This is a genomic window from Franconibacter daqui, assembly GCF_014644275.1.
Classification (GTDB): domain Bacteria; phylum Pseudomonadota; class Gammaproteobacteria; order Enterobacterales; family Enterobacteriaceae; genus Franconibacter; species Franconibacter pulveris.
The window spans coordinates 134,596-152,519 of the sequence record NZ_BMKJ01000007.1; the positions used below are offsets into that span (position 1 = coordinate 134,596).

Here is a 17,924-nt window from a genome sequence, read left to right on the forward strand (position 1 = left end):
AAAGGGTAATGCCCCTTACTTTACCGTGGTTGCCGCTTTTCGCCTCTTTTTTGCAGTACAAACGTGAAGCGGCTTTCATTGTTGATATGGTGAATGTAGTACAATCATTAATGGTTGTACTACAATCCAGATCACAAAAAAGACAATCCAGTATCTGAAAAGATAAATAAGCCCCATTCGATAGATGGGGCTTATTTATTTGTGGTTCAGGAAGCAGGATCGCGAGGTAACTACAGGATTCGTTAAGAGAAATTCAGCAAAACGCCCGTGGTTTTACGGTAGTGGCGACAGAAAGGGTAGCGGTAGAATGGCGCTGGCGCTTGAGGCTTTTTGCCTCATAAAGTCGGTAAGTGTTGTGAGGCAGAAAAAAGAAAGCCCCGAAGGTCATTTTATTAACCAACGAGGCTCACTCCTATGTCAGACAACATCAGGATAGCCTCTTACCCGCCGCAAGGCAAGGAGAAGAAGGCCATGAAAATGCCGCGAAATGCTTTGATCTGGTGCGTATTAATCGTCTGTTTAACGCTATTAATATTCACTTCGTTAATACGAAAATCGCTTTGCGAAATTCGCTATAAAGACGGGTTCAGGGAGGTTGCGGCGAGCATGGCTTGCGGATCCGGTAAGTAGACTTTCAAGGCGGGGCAACCCGCCTTTTCAAAAGATGGGTCAGGCATACCGCGAGCGCTTCTTAAAAGGGCTGTCAGCTTACGCTGACGGCCCTTTTTATTTCAGGCGCGTTTAACGCAGGACGAATTTCTCGATAGCGTACGCCACGCCATCTTCCAGATTGGTTTTCGTGACAAAATTCGCCACCTCTTTCACCGACCCGATAGCGTTTTCCATCGCCACACCCACACCTGCGTATTCCAGCATCGCGATGTCGTTCTCCTGGTCGCCAATCGCCATGACCTCTTCCGGCTTGATATTCAGCGCCTCGGCGAGTGATTTCACGCCCGTACCTTTAGTTACCCGTTTATCCAGGATTTCCAGGAAGTACGGCGCGCTTTTCAGCACCGTGTATTTCTCTTTCACTTCCTGCGGGATGCGGGTGATGGCTTTATCAAGGATTTCCGGCTCGTCTATCATCATCACTTTCAGGAAAGTCATGTTGGGGTCCATTTTCTCCGCTTCGCAGAAGACCAGCGGAATGGTCGCCACAAATGACTCATGCACCGTATAACGGCTGATGTCGCGGTTAGCGGTATAGAGCGTGGTGCGATCGAGCGCATGGAAGTGCGAACCGACTTCGCGGGAGAGTTGCTCCAGATAGCGATAATCGTCATAACTCAACGGCGTTTGCGCCACGGCGCTGCCATCCGCCGCCTTCTGCACCAGCGCGCCGTTATAAGTGATGCAGTAGTCGCCGGGCTGGTTCATGTGCAGTTCGCGCAGGTAATTTTCCACCCCGGCATAAGGACGCCCGGTGGTGAGAACCACATTAACGCCGCGCTCGCGGGCGGCGGCAATCGCCTCCTTAACCGCAGGGGAAATGGTGTGATCCGGCAGCAGCAGCGTGCCGTCCATATCGATAGCAATAAGTTTTATGGACATAGCATTCTTTAAAGTAATGGGTTTCGTTTCCATCCTGGCACGATTTCGCGCAAAAAACAGCAGTCACAGGGCGGCAGAGGAATAGCGAAAGGCGGACCGCTCCCGTTTCAGCGCAGCGCGCTGGCTGAAACGGAGCCGTGTACAGAGCGGAGGCTAGCCGAACAGCTTTCCTTTCAGTAGCGTCATACCCGTTTTCAGCAAGTCGTTATTGGCCTCAGGGTGCAGCTCCCCCTGTGGAGAGAGCGCATCGATAAGTTTTGGCAAATGCTGAGCAACCATGGCGGAAGCCGCATGCATATCAATACCTAACTTAGCGCCAAGTTCCGTCAGCGCGGGGCTGCCAAGCGCGGCGATAACCTGGTCGGCGCTCAGCAGCCTGTTGGCTTCTGACGTGCTTAGCCATGAGGCGACGATATCGCCAAAGCCGCCCTGGCGGAACTTATCCAGCAGCGCCTGGACGCCGCCCTGCTGATTTACCCAGCTTAAAATAGCCTGATATTTACCCGCATCGCCGTTTAACAGCATGCCGGCGACCTGATCAAAAAGTCCCATGAAATTCTCCTTTTGTGGTTAACAATTTCCCTTAAGGCCAGCGGCCAGATAAAAAAAAGCCGCGCTGGCGTGCGCGGCTTACGGTTTTTTGCCTTTAGATATCGATGTTCGCCGCTTTCAGGGCGTTCTCTTCGATAAAGGCGCGGCGCGGTTCTACGGCGTCGCCCATCAGCGTGGTGAAAAGCTGGTCGGCGGCGATAGCGTCTTTCACCGTTACGCGCAGCATGCGGCGGCTTTCCGGGTCCATGGTGGTTTCCCACAGTTGATCCGGGTTCATCTCGCCCAGCCCTTTATAGCGCTGAATCGCCAGGCCGCGACGGGACTCTTTCACCAGCCAGTCCAGCGCCTGCTCGAAGCTCGCCACCGGCTGACGGCGTTCGCCGCGCTCGATAAACGCGTCGTCTTCAATCAGACCGCGCAGCTTCTCGCCAAGCGTGCAGAGACGACGGTATTCCGCGCCGATGACAAACTCATGGTCGAGAACGTAATCGGTATCCACGCCGTGAGTACGCACGCGCACCACCGGCTCGAAAATCGCCTGCTCGCCGTTTTCACGGACATCATATTTCCACACGCTGCCGTGCTGCTCTTTTTCATTCAGCTCGGTGATAAGCTCGGAAACCCAGCGGGTGACTTTCGCTTCGTCAGCAAGGTCGCCTTCGGTCAGCGTCGGCTGATAAACCAGCTCTTTAAGCAGCGCGCGCGGGTAACGGCGCTCCATGCGGTTAATCATCTTCTGAGCGCTGTTATATTCCGCCACCAGTTTTTCCAGCGGCTCGCCGGCAAGCGCCGGGGCGCTGGCGTTAGTGTGCAGCGTGGCGCCGTCAAGCGCGATGGAAATCTGATACTGATCCATCGCCTCATCGTCCTTAATGTACTGCTCCTGCTTGCCTTTCTTCACTTTGTAAAGCGGCGGCTGGGCGATGTAGACGTGACCGCGTTCGATGATTTCCGGCATCTGACGATAGAAGAAGGTCAACAGCAGCGTACGAATGTGCGAGCCGTCGACGTCCGCATCGGTCATGATGATGATGCTGTGATAGCGCAGCTTATCCGGGTTGTACTCATCGCGACCAATGCCGCAACCAAGCGCGGTAATCAGCGTCGCCACTTCCTGAGAAGAGAGCATCTTGTCAAAGCGCGCTTTCTCAACGTTCAGGATTTTGCCTTTGAGTGGCAGAATGGCCTGGTTTTTACGGTTACGGCCCTGTTTGGCGGAACCGCCTGCGGAGTCACCCTCCACCAGGTAGAGTTCGGAAAGGGCCGGGTCGCGCTCCTGACAGTCCGCCAGTTTGCCCGGCAGGCCTGCGAGATCCAGCGCCCCTTTACGGCGCGTCATTTCACGCGCTTTACGGGCCGCTTCACGCGCGCGCGCCGCATCGATAATTTTACCGACGACGATTTTGGCGTCGTTCGGGTTTTCCAGCAGGTACTCCGCCAGCAACTCGTTCATCTGCTGCTCAACCGCGGATTTCACTTCGGAAGAGACCAGCTTGTCTTTGGTCTGTGAAGAGAATTTCGGGTCCGGCACTTTCACGGAAACGACGGCAATCAGACCTTCACGGGCGTCATCGCCGGTGGCGCTGACTTTCGCTTTCTTGCTGTAGCCCTCTTTATCCATGTAGGCGTTCAGCGTACGCGTCATCGCTGCGCGGAAGCCCGCAAGGTGCGTACCGCCGTCGCGCTGCGGAATGTTGTTGGTGAAGCAGTAAATGTTTTCCTGGAAACCATCGTTCCACTGCAGCGCCACTTCCACGCCGATGCCGTCTTTCTCGGTGGAGAAATAGAAGATATTCGGGTGGATAGGCGTTTTGTTCTTGTTGAGATATTCAACAAACGCCTTGATGCCGCCTTCGTAATGGAAGTGATCCTGCTTGCCGTCGCGCTTGTCGATAAGGCGAATAGAGACGCCAGAGTTCAGGAACGACAGCTCGCGCAGACGCTTGGCCAGAATTTCATACTCAAACTCGGTCACGTTGGTAAAGGTTTCAAGGCTCGGCCAGAAACGCACCTGCGTACCGGTCTGTTCGGTTTCGCCAGTGACCGCCAGCGGCGCCTGCGGCACGCCATGCACGTAAGTCTGCTGATGCACTTTGCCTTCGCGGCGGATAACCAGCTCCAGCTTCTGCGACAGGGCGTTAACAACCGAAACCCCCACGCCGTGCAGACCGCCGGAGACTTTATAGGAGTTATCGTCAAACTTACCGCCCGCGTGCAGCACGGTCATGATAACTTCCGCCGCCGAAACGCCCTCTTCCGGGTGAATACCGGTCGGGATGCCGCGACCATCGTCCGATACCGACACGGAGTTGTCGGCATGGATAGTCACGACAATATCTTTACAGTGACCCGCGAGCGCTTCGTCGATAGCGTTATCCACAACCTCGAATACCATGTGGTGCAGACCGGTGCCGTCATCCGTGTCGCCGATATACATGCCCGGGCGCTTACGCACCGCATCCAGCCCTTTCAGGACTTTGATACTGGAGGAGTCATAAGAATTCGACATCAACGTTTCTCGCTCATTTAAACTTCGGTTAATCCGTTATTTTACCCTGATCGACAGCGAACATCTTCGAATTTTTGTCCGCCATGTCCATTACGTGTTCAGCGCTTATCGCGCTGACAAACACCTGGGATTGCGTAGCCTTTAAACGGCTCGCTAATAGACCGCGACGGACATCATCGAGTTCAGAGGCAAAATCATCTATCAGATAAAGGCAGCGTCGCCCGCTTTCACGGGTAAGAAACTCCCCTTGCGCCAGACGCAGCGCGCACATCAGCAGCTTTAACTGTCCACGCGACAGCGTATCTTCCACCGGCGCGCCGTCGGCGCGGATGCGAAAGTCGGCTTTATGCGGGCCGTGCGCGGTATAGGTCAGCAGCCGATCGCGCTCAAAGCTGCGCTCCAGCACGTCGGCGTAATCGCTCTCTTTCTCCCAGCCGCGCTGGAAGGAGAAGCTTAAGGTGAATTCAGGTAAAAATTGCGCGCAGGTATCGGCCATGTCATTGGCGAGCGCCTCGCTGTAGTCGGCCCGCCACTGGCTTATCTGCTGCGCCAGCGGCACCAGTTCACGATCCCACGGACGAAGCTGCTCGTAGCGGGTGACCTGGCGCAGCGCGGCGTTGCGCTGTTTAAGCAGGCGTTTTAAGTTGCTCCAGGCGACAAAAAATCCCGGCTCGTTGTGAAAGCATCCCCAGTCAAGGAACGCTCTTCTGTATTTGGGGCCGCCGCCGAGCAAAGTAAACCCCTCAGGGGTAATTAATTGCATCGGCATCAGAAGCGCCAGCTCCGCCACTTTGTGGCCGTCGGAACCGTCAATGCGCACCTTGCTTTCGCCCTGCCTGTCTTTGGTCAAACCAACGGAGATTTCCCGCTCTTCTCCCTGCAGGCGGCCGTGCAGCACAAACGCCTCCTGCTCATGGCGGATAACCCGGCCAATTTGCAGGCTGCGAAACGCCCGGCCGTGGCCCAGCGTATAGATAGCTTCCAGCACGCTGGTTTTGCCGCTGCCGTTGGCGCCAACCAGAAAGTTAAAACCGGGAGAGAGAGCGAGATCCGCACTTTCGATGTTGCGAAAGTCGCGGATCAGCAGGCGAGAAAGCGACATCAGAGTCTCATTGGCATAACGACATAGGCCGCCGACGAGCTGGCGCTGTCTTCAATCTGCACGCTGGAAACGGAGTCGGTCAGCAGAATGCGCACGTTCTCGCATTTGAGCGCGTTCAGCACATCGAGCACGTAGCTGACGTTGAAGCCGATTTCCATCTCCGCTCCGCCGTAGGTGACGTCCAGAATCTCTTCCGCCTCTTCCTGTTCAGGGTTATTGGCGGTAATGCGAATCTGGTTTTCACTCACGTAAAGACGCACGCCGCGGAATTTCTCGTTGGAGAGAATGGCCGCGCGGGCGAAAGCCTGCTTGAGCAGATCGCAGCCCGCCTCCAGCGTTTTGTCCGGGTTTTTCGGCAGCACGCGGCGATAATCCGGGAAACGGCCATCCACCAGCTTGGAGGTGAAGATGAAATCGTTCACGTGGGCGCGGATGTTGTTGCTGCCAATCTGGATACGCAGCGGGCTGTCGCCGCCGTCCAGCATGCGCATCAGCTCCAGCACCCCTTTACGCGGCACGATCACCGAATGGTTCGGCAGCGGCTGGCCAATCGGCATAGAGCAGACCGCCAGACGGTGGCCGTCGGTCGCTACCGTGCGCAGCTCTTCGCCTTCGGTTTCAAACAGCATGCCGTTTAAGTAGTAGCGCACGTCCTGATGAGCCATGGAGAACTGCGTGGCTTCAATCAGCCGTTTCATGGTCGCCTGGGGAAGCGTAAATTCGACTTCGCTCTGCCAGTCGTCCAGGTTCGGGAAATCCGCCGCCGGCAGCGTGGAAAGCGAGAAGCGGCTGCGTCCGGAGCGCACCAGCATACGGTCGCCCTCCAGCTGCACAGCAATTTCCGCCCCTTCCGGCAAGCCGCGGCAGATATCAAAGAATTTACGCGCCGGCACCGTGGTGGCGCCGGGCTCGTGGGGTTGCGCCAACGCTACGCGCGCCACCATTTCCATTTCCAGATCGGTGCCGGTTAACGACAGGGCGCCATCCGCTACCTGCAACAGCAGGTTGCCGAGAATAGGCAACGTCGGTCGGCCGCCGAGCGGGCCGCTGACCTGCTGGAGCGGCTTTAATAAATGTTCACGTTCAACGGTAAATTTCATAGCGTCACGAAGAGAGTGTTCTGATTAAATTGGAAAAATCTTCTTTGATATCGTGGCTTTCCTCACGCAGCTGCTCGATTTTACGGCAGGCGTGCAGCACGGTGGTATGGTCGCGGCCACCGAATGCGTCGCCAATCTCAGGCAGGCTGTGGTTGGTTAGCTCTTTGGCGAGCGCCATCGCCATCTGGCGCGGACGCGCAACCGAGCGGGAACGCCGCTTGGAAAGCAGGTCTGCGACCTTGATCTTATAGTACTCCGCCACCGTCTTCTGAATATTGTCGATGGTGACCAGTTTTTCCTGTAACGCCAGCAGATCGCGCAGGGCTTCGCGCACAAAATCGATAGTGATCGCGCGCCCCGTAAAGTTGGCGTTGGCGATAACGCGATTCAGCGCCCCTTCAAGCTCTCGTACATTGGAGCGCAGGCGCTTGGCGATAAAAAACGCCACTTCGCCCGGCAGGCGAATGTCGTTCTCATCGGCTTTCTTCATCAGGATCGCCACGCGGGTTTCCAGCTCCGGCGGCTCGATAGCCACCGTCAGGCCCCAGCCAAAGCGAGACTTCAGGCGGTCTTCCACGCCGTTAATCTCTTTCGGGTAGCGATCCGACGTCAGGATTATCTGCTGATTGCCTTCCAGCAAGGCGTTAAAGGTATGAAAGAACTCTTCCTGCGAACGCTCTTTATTGGCGAAGAACTGGATGTCATCGATAAGCAGCGCGTCTACCGAGCGGTAGTAGCGCTTGAACTCTTCAATGGCGTTGTTCTGCAGCGCCTTTACCATATCCTGCACAAAGCGTTCGGAGTGCATGTACACCACTTTGGCATTGGGCTTGCGCGCCATAATGCCGTTACCTACCGCGTGCAGCAGGTGGGTTTTACCGAGGCCCGTGCCGCCATAAAGGAAAAGCGGGTTATAAGCGCCGCCAGGATTGTCCGCCACCTGGCGGGCCGCCGCGCGCGCCAGCTGGTTCGACTTACCTTCCACAAAGTTATCAAACGTGTGTTTTACGTTGACGTTCGAGCGGTAGGAGGGCTCCGCCGGCGCGGGCACATTGTCCCAGCTTGGGCGTACGGGCGGGGCGACTGGCGCCGCGACAGGCGCAGGCTTCACCGCATGGTTTACCGGCGCGGCCGCCTGGGCCGTGACGGGCTTGCTGCCGACTTCAAAACGCAGGAGCGGCGCGTCAGTGCCGCAAAAATCATTTAACAGTCCGTTGATATTATTGAGGTATTTGTCCCTTACCCAATCGAGCACAAACCGATTTGGCGCATACAAAGCCAGCGTGTTATCGCTCAGTTCCGCCTGTAGTGGGCGTATCCACATACTGAATTCTGTGGCTGGTAACTCATCCTGCAATCGGGCAAGACACTGCTGCCAAAGCGAAAGTGACACGGCGGACTCCACTCGAACAAAGTCGATAAAAGACGAAGACTGAAACATTCATGATTGTTGACACATGCGGGTCAAACCCCGAAACGGGAGGCATGCGAACCGCTATTTGCGGTTTTTAACCCGAGGCAGTCGATCCGGGGATCGCGATCGGGACCGCGGATCATAGCCTAAAGCGAGCCAGAGATCTTCTGTTTCTCACAGATTCTTCATGATTTATCCACAGGGACGCAACGGGCCGATTAAGTGTAAACGATCCTGTTGCCCCTGCGGCGCGATTTAGACGGCATATCGGAAAATTAAATGACGATCGCCAGAAAAAGCCTCGTCTGATCGCATTAAGATCCCGCCGGATCCTTGCGCTTTGCCCCTGAGGCCGTATAATTTGCCACCCGCTGCGGTTCCCGCAGCTTGAGGGCTTAATTTCTGCGCGTTTACTGCTCAAAAAACGGGCGCGACGGCGCGGGAAATAAGGAAAGTGAATTGACTCCGGAGTGTACAATTATTACAATCCGGCCTCTTTAATCATCCTTGACTTCGCCGCCAGACGTTCGGCTGTCCGTTCGCCCTTATGCAAAGTCAGTGAATTTATTCAAGTTTAGGTAGAAATCGCCATGAAACGCACTTTTCAACCGTCTGTACTGAAGCGCAACCGTTCTCACGGCTTCCGTGCTCGTATGGCTACTAAAAATGGTCGTCAGGTTCTGGCACGTCGTCGTGCTAAAGGCCGTGCTCGTCTGACCGTTTCCAAGTAATAAAAGCTAACCCACTAGTGGTTAAGCTCGCATTTCCCAGGGAGTTACGTTTGTTAACTCCCACTCATTTCACTTTCGTCTTCCAGCAACCACAACGGGCTGGCACGCCGCAAATCACCATTCTCGGCCGCCTTAATTCGCTGGGGCATCCCCGTATCGGTCTTACCGTCGCCAAAAAGAACGTCAAGCGCGCCCATGAACGCAACCGGATTAAACGTCTGACGCGTGAAAGCTTCCGTTTACGTCAGCATGAACTGCCGCCCATGGATTTTGTGGTGGTGGCGAAAAGGGGTGTCGCCGATCTCGATAACCGGGCGCTTTCGGAAGCGTTGGAAAAGTTATGGCGTCGCCATTGTCGCCTAGCTCGCGGCTCCTGATAGCCCTCATTCGGGTCTATCAACGATTTATTAGCCCCTTGCTTGGGCCACATTGTCGTTTTCAACCCACCTGTTCGCAGTATGGAATTGAGGCCTTACGCAGGTTTGGGGTGATAAAAGGCAGTTGGTTGACAGTGAAACGCGTATTAAAATGCCACCCTTTGAACCCGGGTGGAGACGACCCCGTCCCGCCAGGACCTTTTGATACCAGAGAACACTAACGATGGATTCGCAACGCAATCTTCTTGTCATCGCTTTGTTGTTCGTGTCTTTCATGATCTGGCAAGCCTGGGAGCAGGATAAAAATCCTCAGCCTCAGACGCAGCAGACCACGCAGACTACGACCACCGCAGCGGGTAGCGCCGCAAGCCAGGGCGTACCGGCCAGTGGCCAGGGGAAACTCATTACCGTTAAGACAGACGTCCTTTCTCTTACCATCAACACCCGTGGTGGCGATGTAGAGCAGGCGCTGCTGTTAACCTACCCGAAAGAGCTCGGCTCTAACGAACCTTTCCAGCTGCTGGAAACCACCCCGGAGTTTATCTACCAGGCGCAGAGTGGCCTGACTGGCCGTGACGGCCCGGATAACCCGGCAAACGGCGCGCGTCCGCTGTATAACGTTACCCAGGATGCTTTCACCCTGGCGGACGGTCAGAACGAACTGGCTATCCCGATGACGTACACCGACGCGGCGGGCAACACCTTCACCAAAACGTTCGTCCTCAAGCGCGGCGACTATGCGGTGAATGTAGGCTACAGCGTGCAGAACGCCAGCCAGAAGCCGCTGGAAGTCTCCGCTTTCGGTCAGCTGAAGCAATCCATCAACCTGCCCGCTCACCGCGATACCGGCAGCAACAACTTTGCGTTGCACACTTTCCGCGGCGCGGCTTACTCCACGCCTGACGAGAAGTATGAGAAGTACAAGTTCGACACCATCGCTGATAACGAGAACCTGAGCATCAGCTCCAAAGGCGGCTGGGTGGCGATGCTGCAACAGTACTTCGCTACCGCGTGGGTTCCGCGTAACGATGTAGACAACAACTTCTACACCTCCAACCTTGGCAACGGCGTTGCGGCTATCGGCTACAAATCGCAGCCGGTACTGGTGCAGCCGGGCCAGACGGGCCAGTTGACCAGCACCTTGTGGGTCGGCCCGGAGATTCAGGACAAGATGGCCGCCGTTGCGCCGCACCTTGACCTGACGGTGGATTACGGCTGGCTGTGGTTTATCTCTCAGCCGCTGTTCAAGCTGCTGAAGTGGATCCACAGCTTCCTCGGCAACTGGGGCTTCTCCATCATCGTTATCACCTTTATCGTTCGTGGCATCATGTACCCGCTGACCAAAGCGCAGTACACCTCCATGGCGAAAATGCGCATGCTGCAGCCGAAGATTCAGGCGATGCGCGAGCGTCTGGGTGACGACAAACAGCGTATGAGCCAGGAGATGATGGCGCTCTATAAAGCAGAGAAAGTAAACCCGCTGGGTGGTTGCTTCCCGCTGCTGATTCAGATGCCTATCTTCCTTGCGCTGTACTACATGCTGATGGGCTCCGTAGAGCTGCGCCACGCGCCGTTCGCGCTCTGGATCCATGACCTGTCCGCGCAGGACCCGTACTACATCCTGCCGATCCTGATGGGCGTGACGATGTTCTTCATTCAGAAGATGTCGCCGACCACCGTGACCGACCCGATGCAGCAGAAGATCATGACCTTTATGCCGGTCATCTTCACGGTCTTCTTCCTGTGGTTCCCGTCCGGTCTGGTGCTGTACTATATCGTCAGCAACCTGGTGACCATCCTTCAGCAGCAGCTGATCTACCGCGGCCTGGAAAAACGCGGTCTGCACAGCCGCGAGAAGAAGAAGTCCTGACAGCGCACGCGCTAATGTGGAAGGCGGTCATCTGACCGCCTTTTTTATTTTCACCGGACGGGTAAGCGAAGCCTGCCCGCCAGTAAGAACCAACAACAGAGAACGACCATGAGCCATAGCGATACCATCGTCGCCCAGGCCACCCCACCCGGACGCGGCGGCGTGGGCATTCTGCGCATTTCCGGTAAGCTTGCCCGGGACGTCGCGCAGGCCGTGCTGGGCAAGCTGCCTAAGCCGCGTTACGCCGACTATCTGCCGTTTAAAGATAGCGATAACACCCCGCTCGACCAGGGCATCGCGCTGTGGTTCCCGGGGCCGAACTCCTTTACCGGCGAAGATGTGCTGGAGCTGCAGGGCCACGGCGGCCCGGTGATTCTGGATTTGCTGCTTAAGCGCATCCTGACGCTTCCCGGCGTGCGTATCGCCCGCCCCGGCGAGTTCTCCGAGCGCGCGTTTCTTAACGATAAGCTCGACCTCGCTCAGGCGGAGGCGATTGCCGACCTGATTGACGCCAGCTCTGAGCAGGCGGCGCGCTCGGCGCTTAACTCGCTTCAGGGCGCCTTCTCCGCCCGCGTTAACCATCTGGTGGAAGCGCTTACTCACCTGCGCATCTTTGTGGAAGCGGCCATCGACTTCCCGGATGAAGAGATAGATTTCCTCTCGGACGGCAAAATCGAAGCGCAGCTCAACACGGTGATTGGCGATCTCGACGCGGTGCGCGCCGAAGCGCGCCAGGGCAGTCTGCTGCGTGAAGGGATGAAAGTGGTTATCGCCGGGCGCCCTAACGCCGGCAAATCAAGCCTGCTGAACGCGCTGGCGGGCCGTGAAGCGGCCATCGTGACCGATATCGCCGGCACCACCCGCGACGTGCTGCGCGAGCACATCCACATCGACGGCATGCCGCTGCACATCATCGATACCGCAGGCCTGCGCGAAGCGAGCGACGAAGTAGAGCGCATCGGCATCGAGCGCGCCTGGAAAGAGATTGAACAGGCGGACCGCGTGCTGTTTATGGTGGACGGCACTACCACCGACGCCGTGGACCCGGCGCAAATCTGGCCGGATTTTATGGCGCGTCTGCCGCAGACTCTGCCGATTACCGTCGTACGCAATAAAGCGGACGTTACCGGCGAAGCGCCAGGCCTGACAGAAGTAAACGGTCACTCACTTATTCGTCTGTCGGCCCGTTCCGGCGATGGCGTGGAGGTGCTGCGCGACCATCTGAAAAGCAGCATGGGCTTCGATACCAACATGGAAGGCGGCTTTCTGGCGCGTCGTCGCCATCTGCAGGCGCTGGAAGAGGCAGCCGCCCATCTGCAACAGGGCAAAGCGCAGCTGCTGGGCGCCTGGGCGGGCGAGCTGCTGGCGGAAGAGTTAAGGCTGGCGCAGCAAAGCTTAAGCGAGATAACCGGCGAGTTTACCTCTGACGACCTGCTGGGCCGTATTTTCTCCAGCTTCTGTATTGGCAAATAACGGCCTCAATAAAAAACCCGCTTCGGCGGGTTTTTTTATGTCTGCTGATTGAACGCTTAGCGCTTGCTGAAAGCCAGCTTCGCGGCGAAAGCCATAAACAGCAGTCCGGTTGAGCGATCCATCCACTTCACCACGGTCGGTTTGCTGAGCGCGCCGGAAACCGAGCGCGTGGCGAGGATAAGCGTTAACGACCAGAGTGTACCGATAAGCACGTGGATAGCCACCAGCAGAAAGGTCCACTCCATCGGCGCGTGGCCTGCCGGAATAAACTGCGGCAGAAACGAGACATAAAAGACGCCCATCTTCGGGTTAAGCACGTTGCCGAGCAGGCCGCGCAGAAACCAGTTCGTGCTCTTCGAACCGTTAGCCGCAGAAGCAGTAAAAGACTCACGCGGGCGGAAAAGCAACTGCACGCCCAGCCACAGCAGGTAAGCCGCGCCGCACCATTTCAGGAGGTTATAGGCCACTTCGGAAACGGCAATCAGCGCGCCCAGGCCAAACGCCACCAGCGCCCCCCAGACAAAACACCCGGCGTCGATGCCCAGCGCGGCGTGAAACGCTTTTTTGCCCCCTTCGACGGAGGCGGTGCGCAGAATAAGCGCCGTGTCGAGACCAGGCGTTAGCGTCAAAAGGGTAGCGGCCAGGCAGTAGGCAAGCAGGGCGTCGGTTACGGACATGTTTCTCTCCTGAAAGAAGCGAAAAATGCCAAATGCCGCCGTGATGATCAATCCCTTTCGCCCTGCCCCGCCTGATTTTGGGGTAGCCTGGACGAACGACATAAAATACGTTTCGTTAATAGCGCGCGATAAGGGCTATCCTTTCCGCCATCGTTAATTTCAGGGAAAGCATTATGCCGCACGCCGCTTTAACCACGCTTTATGAAGAGACCAGCGCGCGCACGCTCGCGCTCTGGCGCAACGCGCCGGGCATCGGTGAAACCATGCAGAGCGACTATTACGACAAGACTCGATTTGCGCCCGCTACCGGCATCCAGCCCCTGCTTTCGGCTGCGTTGCGGGTATTGCTTGAAGAGGTTAACACCCTTGCCGAAGGCGACCCGCTGGCGGATGCGATGCCGCTTAATGGCCTGCACTTTACCTTTCTGGCCGTTACCCTTCCGCTTTACCAGCGCCAGCAGCGGCCGGAAAAGCTTGCCGAGCTGCTTGAGATTTGGGAGGCGTACCGCGCCATGCCCACCTGCATTAGCGAACTTCAGCTGGTGGCGCTGCCGGGGCAGTTATTGCTGGCGGGCATTCCGGACAGCGACAGCGCGGCGGCGCGCAAAGCGCTGGCGCAGCGCCTGTTGCGTTCCGGCTGGCGAGATGAAATCACCGCACGCTACCACAACACGCCGCTGCCGCCGCCCTTCTGGCACAGCACCCTGCTGCGCTACCGGGCGCAGCGGCTGCCGGAGCCGTGGCGTGAGTTTTTCCTGACGCGCCGGCAGCAGCGCTATGGCGCCGTGAGCGCGCCGCGTCAGCTGGTCATGACGAACTACAACTGGACGCAGGTGGACACGCTGGATTAACCGCAGGCGACATAGCCTGTACGGTAATAGTCATAGCCCGGCTGTGGTACGGCGGGCGGCGCGGCAAGAAAATCTGCGCGCAACCATGACCAGCGGCTGACGTCCCACGCGGCGAGCATCGCTTGTGGTAAGGCGAACTCGCTGAAAGGCGCAACGGGTTCGCTTCGCAAGGCAATGACCTTTGCGGCCTTCACCTCTGCGACATCAGGCAGGCGACGAGCCAGCCAGCTGTCGATATGTGGCCAGCCAAACTGGCGGGTCAGCGCGGCAAAGCCCGGGCTTTCCAGAAAGCGCGCCATAGAATCCGCGTCGCGCCAGCAGTAAAGCGGCGCGTAACGGTTCTCACGGCTCGCCAGCACCGCGTCATCCCGCCGTGCCCAGAGGTACGTTTTAAAGATAAGACCGGGAAAGCCGTCAAGCTTCGCGCCATTGTCGGCGATGCGCTGCGCAATCCTCGCCATGTCATAATCGGCGGGCAACGTGAAACGGTATTGCATGACTATCATAATGCCTCCGGGACAAACATCTTGCCGCCGCCAAAGCTCCACTCTTCTGCGGTATTGAACTGAATCACGATCATCACATCATCAGGATGAATGCCCAGCGCCTCGTGCAGACGCGCCGCCAGCGCGCGATACAGGTTTTGCTTCTGTTCGCGGCTGCGCGGTTTCCCGGCGGTAATCAGAAAGAGGATAAAGTTGTCGCTGCGCGCGCCGGTCAGGTAATGACGGTCATAAATCAGCCGCCCGGCAGGCAGCGTTTCAATGACCTGAAAGCAGTCATCAGGCGGTACGGCGAACTCCGCCACCAGCGTGTCGTGCAGCAGTGTCGAAAGGGTGCGCAGCGCCTGCTCGCTGCGCCCTTCCTGTAAAACGATACGGGTCAGCGGCATCAGCGCGGCTCCTCTTCAAGGCAGCCGAGCGCGGAAACCGCCGCTGGCCAGCCGGCATAAAAGGCCAGATGGGTAAACGCTTCGACGATTTGCTCACGCGTTAGCCCGTTACGGGCGGCGAACGCCAGATGCCAGGGAAGCTGCTGCGTACGGCCAAGGGCAGCAAGCGCGGCGAGCGTTATCAGGCTGCGTTCGCGGGGCGTCAGTTCCGGACGTTGCCAGATATCGCCAAACAGCACCTGCTGGCTAAGTTCAGCGAGTTTCGGGGCGAGATCCGCCAGCGTGTGTTGATCAAGACGTTGCGGCATAGCTTTTCTCCTCTGCTTACGATGACGCCATTGTGCGCAGCTGATACGATTTAAAAAATCGCAATATTCAGAACCCATCATCCCGAAAAACAGGACCGTTATGGAGAAGCTTCCCGTCGCGCTGGATACCGACGCCCTGCGCAGTTTCGTCACCGGCATTGAGCTCGGCAGCTTTGCGCTGGCGGCCAGGCGCCTGTGCCGCTCTACTTCCGCCGTCAGCGCGCAGCTACGCAAGCTGGAACAGCAATGCGGCACAACGCTTGTGACAAAACAGGGGCGCGGGCTTGCGCTTACGCCAGGCGGCGAGCTGCTGTTGAGCTACGCCAGAAGGCTGCTGGCGCTGAATGACGAAGCGCTGCTGGCGGTGAAAGGCGAACTGTTGCAGGGCGAGATAAGCCTGGGAATGCAGGAAGATTTTGGCGAAACGCTGATGCCGGAAATTTTAGGGCAGTTCAGCCGCCAGCATCCCGGCCTGCGCCTTACCGCACACGTGGCGCGCAACAAAGCGCTGGCGGAAGGCATAGCGCGCGGCGAGCTGGATCTGGCGCTGGCCTGGCAGCCGGAAACGCTGCCAGCCGGGGCTTGTCTGTTAAAACAGCTGGAGCTGCAATGGATAAGCCACCCGATGCTGGATCTTAGCGCTTACCTTAACGGAAGCGCGCCGCTGCCGCTGGTGGTCTTTGACGCCCCCTGCCTGATGCGCAGCCGCGCCATCGCGGCACTCGATCGGGCGAACATTGCCTGGCGTATCGCCTTTACCAGCCGCAGCCTGAGCGGCATCTGGGCGGCGGTCAGCGCTGGTCTTGGCGTAACGGTGCGCACGCGGTTGGGCATGCCCGCTTCGCTTATGCCGTTGCCTGCGCTAACGCTTCCTTCTCCGGGTTCGCTTGGCGTTGCTCTGCTGAAGGCGGATAACCGCGCTTCGCCGCCGCTCACTCAACTAAGCGACGTGGTGAAAAAGGCGGTGCAAAACAGCATCTGAAGCGTGTCGCACGCCTCAGGGTAAAGATATATTTGTAAAGATGCTTCAACCGGTCTGGTCAGCTTCCCTTTTTCGCATTAAAACCTAAACATAAGTTTGCTGACTGGATTCTGATCTACCATTCACAGATTCTATGTTCTAAGCCTTATCATTATCTGACCATTATCACGGAGCGACGAATGGCAACGCATTTCGCACGAGGGACGTTTAACGCCGATCACCTAATCTCGCCCAGGCTCTCCGAGGAGTGCCATAACGAAGCGCGGGAGCTGCCTGAACATCGCCGTCACCGCTTTCTGGCTTCTCGCTCGCTGCTGGCGGAGCTCATGTTCATGCTTTACGGCTTAAAAACGTTGCCCTCTTTAAGTCGCGACGAGCAGGGGCGCCCGCACTTCAGCGATGCAGGTCTTGCGGATTTTTCTCTCTCGTATGCCGGAAATCTGGTCGGCGTGGCGCTGACGACCGAGGGGCGCTGCGGTCTGGGTATGGAACTGCAGCGCATCGCCCGTAACCTTTCGCACCCGCTCGCCTCGCGCTGCGAACCCGGATTAACCAGCAATGAAACTATCTGGATAGCCAATCAGAACGATCCCGTCGAGGCAAAATCGCAACTGATGACGCTGCGCCGCAGCGTGCTGAAACTCACCGGCCAGCCGAAGCAGGAACTGCAACTGCTGCCCGGCGCCGGCAGGCTGCGCGTGGCCGATACGCCCAACGTCGAAGCGGTCTGCGATGCGGAAGACGTGCTGGTCTGGGCGATAGCGGTATCGCCGACCACGGATAAGCTCAAAGTCTGGGAATTCGATATGCAACAAGGCTGGCGCGGCCTGCCGGATACGCAAAAGCGCACCCAGGGGGCCGAGGCGCGCCTGATGCGCTTCACCAGCCTGCCCGCCGAGAAAGCGCTTATACTCAACTGATCGTTTATTGCTACCGCTTACCGAAGGAGAGACCATGTCCGAAACGCTGAAAGTTGTCACGCTGCTGGGCAGCCTGCGCAAAGGTTCCTTTAACGCCATGGTGGCGCGCACGTTGCCAAAAATCGCCCCGGCGGGGCTGGAAGTGAGCGCGCTGCCCTCAATCGGCGATATTCCGCTTTATGACGCCGATATTCAGCAGGAAGAGGGCTTTCCGCAGAGCGTGGAAGCGATAGCGGAGCAGATCCGCCAGGCGGACGGGCTGGTAATTGTGACGCCGGAGTATAACTACTCGGTGCCAGGCGGCCTGAAAAACGCCATCGACTGGCTTTCGCGTCTGCCGGAACAGCCGCTGGCGGGCAAACCGGTGCTTATCCAGACCAGTTCCATGGGCGCCATCGGCGGCGCGCGCTGCCAGTATCATCTGCGCCAGATCCTGGTCTTTTTGGACGCCATGGTAATGAACAAGCCGGAATTTATGGGCGGGGTGATTCAGAACAAAGTCGACCCGCAGACGGGCGAAGTGATAGATCAAAGCACGCTGGACCATCTCACCGGCCAGTTGACCGCCTTCGCCGACTATATCCAGCGGGTGCGCAACTAACAAAAAGGGCC

20 protein-coding genes and 1 pseudogene are annotated in these 17,924 nt (G+C 57.5%); 11 read left to right on the forward strand and 10 right to left on the reverse strand.

What is annotated here, in order from left to right; genetic code table 11:
• Positions 1-386: 386 nt before the first annotated feature.
• Both IEX01_RS21640 and IEX01_RS19360 read left to right on the forward strand, forming a co-directional pair.
• Positions 387-512 (forward strand): annotated as a pseudogene (locus IEX01_RS21640) (DUF5431 family protein); the annotation flags it as partial.
• Positions 472-630 carry a type I toxin-antitoxin system Hok/Gef family toxin gene (locus IEX01_RS19360; RefSeq protein ID WP_024556819.1) on the forward strand — a complete coding sequence of 53 codons (159 nt, stop codon included), beginning with the start codon at positions 472-474 and terminating at the stop codon, positions 628-630. The pseudogene IEX01_RS21640 and the gene IEX01_RS19360, both read left to right, overlap by 41 nt.
• A gap of 111 nt (positions 631-741) precedes the next feature.
• On the opposite strand, the gene yidA is transcribed toward IEX01_RS19360, so the two are convergent.
• From yidA to dnaA, 6 genes are all read right to left on the reverse strand, one after another.
• Positions 742-1,554, reverse strand: a complete 813-nt coding sequence (yidA, locus tag IEX01_RS19365; RefSeq protein WP_029590054.1) for a sugar-phosphatase — start codon at positions 1,552-1,554, stop codon at positions 742-744.
• Between the two features lie 153 nt (positions 1,555-1,707).
• Entirely contained in the window at positions 1,708-2,106 is a 399-nt protein-coding gene (locus IEX01_RS19370; RefSeq protein WP_024556821.1) for a YidB family protein, read from the reverse strand.
• Between the two features lie 94 nt (positions 2,107-2,200).
• The gene (gene gyrB / locus IEX01_RS19375) at positions 2,201-4,615 is read right to left on the reverse strand and encodes a DNA topoisomerase (ATP-hydrolyzing) subunit B (protein WP_188724385.1); all 2,415 of its coding nucleotides are present in this window, start codon (positions 4,613-4,615) and stop codon (positions 2,201-2,203) included.
• 28 nt (positions 4,616-4,643) lie between these two features.
• Positions 4,644-5,717, reverse strand: a complete 1,074-nt coding sequence (recF, locus tag IEX01_RS19380; RefSeq protein WP_024556823.1) for a DNA replication/repair protein RecF — start codon at positions 5,715-5,717, stop codon at positions 4,644-4,646.
• Positions 5,717-6,817, reverse strand: a complete 1,101-nt coding sequence (dnaN, locus tag IEX01_RS19385) for a DNA polymerase III subunit beta (protein ID WP_024556824.1) — start codon at positions 6,815-6,817, stop codon at positions 5,717-5,719. Before dnaN ends, recF begins: the two co-directional genes overlap by 1 nt.
• Before the next feature lie 4 nt (positions 6,818-6,821).
• Positions 6,822-8,210 (reverse strand): chromosomal replication initiator protein DnaA, encoded by a 1,389-nt coding sequence (gene dnaA, locus IEX01_RS19390; protein WP_024556825.1) that lies wholly within the window; start codon positions 8,208-8,210, stop codon positions 6,822-6,824.
• A 611-nt stretch (positions 8,211-8,821) separates the two neighbouring features.
• On the opposite strand from dnaA, the gene rpmH reads away from it, so the two are divergent.
• The 5 genes from rpmH (at position 8,822) to mnmE (ending at position 12,682) form a co-directional block, all read left to right on the forward strand.
• A complete protein-coding gene (gene rpmH, locus IEX01_RS19395; protein ID WP_000831330.1) occupies positions 8,822-8,962 on the forward strand; it encodes a 50S ribosomal protein L34 in 141 nt (46 codons plus the stop codon).
• Positions 8,963-8,979: 17 nt separating this feature from the next.
• Positions 8,980-9,339 (forward strand): ribonuclease P protein component, encoded by a 360-nt coding sequence (gene rnpA / locus IEX01_RS19400; RefSeq protein ID WP_034881900.1) that lies wholly within the window; start codon positions 8,980-8,982, stop codon positions 9,337-9,339.
• Positions 9,303-9,560, forward strand: a complete 258-nt coding sequence (gene yidD / locus IEX01_RS19405; protein ID WP_188724386.1) for a membrane protein insertion efficiency factor YidD — start codon at positions 9,303-9,305, stop codon at positions 9,558-9,560. Before rnpA ends, yidD begins: the two co-directional genes overlap by 37 nt.
• A 2-nt stretch (positions 9,561-9,562) precedes the next feature.
• Positions 9,563-11,209, forward strand: coding sequence for a membrane protein insertase YidC (gene yidC, locus IEX01_RS19410; RefSeq protein WP_024560836.1), 1,647 nt, complete (start codon positions 9,563-9,565; stop codon positions 11,207-11,209).
• Between the two features lie 108 nt (positions 11,210-11,317).
• Complete coding sequence (gene mnmE / locus IEX01_RS19415) at positions 11,318-12,682, forward strand: tRNA uridine-5-carboxymethylaminomethyl(34) synthesis GTPase MnmE (RefSeq protein WP_024556828.1); 1,365 nt, start codon at positions 11,318-11,320, stop codon at positions 12,680-12,682.
• A 56-nt stretch (positions 12,683-12,738) separates the two neighbouring features.
• Here the strand turns inward: mnmE and IEX01_RS19420 are convergent, their stop codons facing one another.
• Positions 12,739-13,359 (reverse strand): LysE family translocator, encoded by a 621-nt coding sequence (locus IEX01_RS19420; RefSeq protein WP_188724387.1) that lies wholly within the window; start codon positions 13,357-13,359, stop codon positions 12,739-12,741.
• Between the two features lie 173 nt (positions 13,360-13,532).
• On the opposite strand from IEX01_RS19420, the gene IEX01_RS19425 reads away from it, so the two are divergent.
• Positions 13,533-14,210: a hypothetical protein gene (locus tag IEX01_RS19425; protein ID WP_188724388.1), complete on the forward strand. Its 678-nt coding sequence runs from the start codon at positions 13,533-13,535 to the stop codon at positions 14,208-14,210.
• Here the strand turns inward: IEX01_RS19425 and IEX01_RS19430 are convergent.
• From IEX01_RS19430 to IEX01_RS19440, 3 genes are read right to left on the reverse strand one after another with little or no spacing between them, the layout of a single operon-like run.
• Entirely contained in the window at positions 14,207-14,716 is a 510-nt protein-coding gene (locus tag IEX01_RS19430; RefSeq protein ID WP_188724389.1) for a DUF4865 family protein, read from the reverse strand. The genes IEX01_RS19425 and IEX01_RS19430 overlap by 4 nt on opposite strands.
• Positions 14,713-15,102 carry a tautomerase family protein gene (locus IEX01_RS19435; protein ID WP_188724390.1) on the reverse strand — a complete coding sequence of 130 codons (390 nt, stop codon included), beginning with the start codon at positions 15,100-15,102 and terminating at the stop codon, positions 14,713-14,715. Before IEX01_RS19435 ends, IEX01_RS19430 begins: the two co-directional genes overlap by 4 nt.
• Positions 15,102-15,410, reverse strand: coding sequence for a carboxymuconolactone decarboxylase family protein (locus tag IEX01_RS19440; protein WP_024556832.1), 309 nt, complete (start codon positions 15,408-15,410; stop codon positions 15,102-15,104). The genes IEX01_RS19435 and IEX01_RS19440 overlap by 1 nt, the downstream gene beginning before the upstream one ends.
• Positions 15,411-15,510: 100 nt before the next feature.
• On the opposite strand from IEX01_RS19440, the gene IEX01_RS19445 reads away from it, so the two are divergent.
• The 3 genes from IEX01_RS19445 to IEX01_RS19455 all read left to right on the forward strand — a co-directional run bounded on the left by IEX01_RS19445 (position 15,511) and on the right by IEX01_RS19455 (position 17,913).
• Positions 15,511-16,392, forward strand: coding sequence for a LysR substrate-binding domain-containing protein (locus IEX01_RS19445; RefSeq protein ID WP_188724391.1), 882 nt, complete (start codon positions 15,511-15,513; stop codon positions 16,390-16,392).
• Positions 16,393-16,571: 179 nt separating this feature from the next.
• Positions 16,572-17,312, forward strand: coding sequence for a 4'-phosphopantetheinyl transferase family protein (locus IEX01_RS19450; RefSeq protein ID WP_024559903.1), 741 nt, complete (start codon positions 16,572-16,574; stop codon positions 17,310-17,312).
• A gap of 34 nt (positions 17,313-17,346) precedes the next feature.
• Complete coding sequence (locus IEX01_RS19455) at positions 17,347-17,913, forward strand: NADPH-dependent FMN reductase (RefSeq protein WP_024556835.1); 567 nt, start codon at positions 17,347-17,349, stop codon at positions 17,911-17,913.
• The last annotated feature ends 11 nt before the right edge of the window (positions 17,914-17,924 follow it).

Bases quoted from the DNA above. Each gene is read 5' to 3' on its own strand.
- dnaN (WP_024556824.1), bottom strand. From the start codon at position 6,817: ATGAAATTTACCGTTGAACGTGAACATTTATTAAAGCCGCTCCAGCAG.
- yidC (WP_024560836.1), top strand. From the start codon at position 9,563: ATGGATTCGCAACGCAATCTTCTTGTCATCGCTTTGTTGTTCGTGTCT.
- recF (WP_024556823.1), bottom strand. From the start codon at position 5,717: ATGTCGCTTTCTCGCCTGCTGATCCGCGACTTTCGCAACATCGAAAGT.
- IEX01_RS19360 (WP_024556819.1), top strand. From the start codon at position 472: ATGAAAATGCCGCGAAATGCTTTGATCTGGTGCGTATTAATCGTCTGT.
- rpmH (WP_000831330.1), top strand. From the start codon at position 8,822: ATGAAACGCACTTTTCAACCGTCTGTACTGAAGCGCAACCGTTCTCAC.
- IEX01_RS19430 (WP_188724389.1), bottom strand. From the start codon at position 14,716: ATGATAGTCATGCAATACCGTTTCACGTTGCCCGCCGATTATGACATG.
- yidD (WP_188724386.1), top strand. From the start codon at position 9,303: ATGGCGTCGCCATTGTCGCCTAGCTCGCGGCTCCTGATAGCCCTCATT.
- yidA (WP_029590054.1), bottom strand. From the start codon at position 1,554: ATGTCCATAAAACTTATTGCTATCGATATGGACGGCACGCTGCTGCTG.
- IEX01_RS19435 (WP_188724390.1), bottom strand. From the start codon at position 15,102: ATGCCGCTGACCCGTATCGTTTTACAGGAAGGGCGCAGCGAGCAGGCG.
- IEX01_RS19425 (WP_188724388.1), top strand. From the start codon at position 13,533: ATGCCGCACGCCGCTTTAACCACGCTTTATGAAGAGACCAGCGCGCGC.
- IEX01_RS19445 (WP_188724391.1), top strand. From the start codon at position 15,511: ATGGAGAAGCTTCCCGTCGCGCTGGATACCGACGCCCTGCGCAGTTTC.
- gyrB (WP_188724385.1), bottom strand. From the start codon at position 4,615: ATGTCGAATTCTTATGACTCCTCCAGTATCAAAGTCCTGAAAGGGCTG.
- IEX01_RS19370 (WP_024556821.1), bottom strand. From the start codon at position 2,106: ATGGGACTTTTTGATCAGGTCGCCGGCATGCTGTTAAACGGCGATGCG.
- IEX01_RS19420 (WP_188724387.1), bottom strand. From the start codon at position 13,359: ATGTCCGTAACCGACGCCCTGCTTGCCTACTGCCTGGCCGCTACCCTT.
- IEX01_RS19440 (WP_024556832.1), bottom strand. From the start codon at position 15,410: ATGCCGCAACGTCTTGATCAACACACGCTGGCGGATCTCGCCCCGAAA.
- IEX01_RS19455 (WP_024556835.1), top strand. From the start codon at position 17,347: ATGTCCGAAACGCTGAAAGTTGTCACGCTGCTGGGCAGCCTGCGCAAA.
- IEX01_RS19450 (WP_024559903.1), top strand. From the start codon at position 16,572: ATGGCAACGCATTTCGCACGAGGGACGTTTAACGCCGATCACCTAATC.
- mnmE (WP_024556828.1), top strand. From the start codon at position 11,318: ATGAGCCATAGCGATACCATCGTCGCCCAGGCCACCCCACCCGGACGC.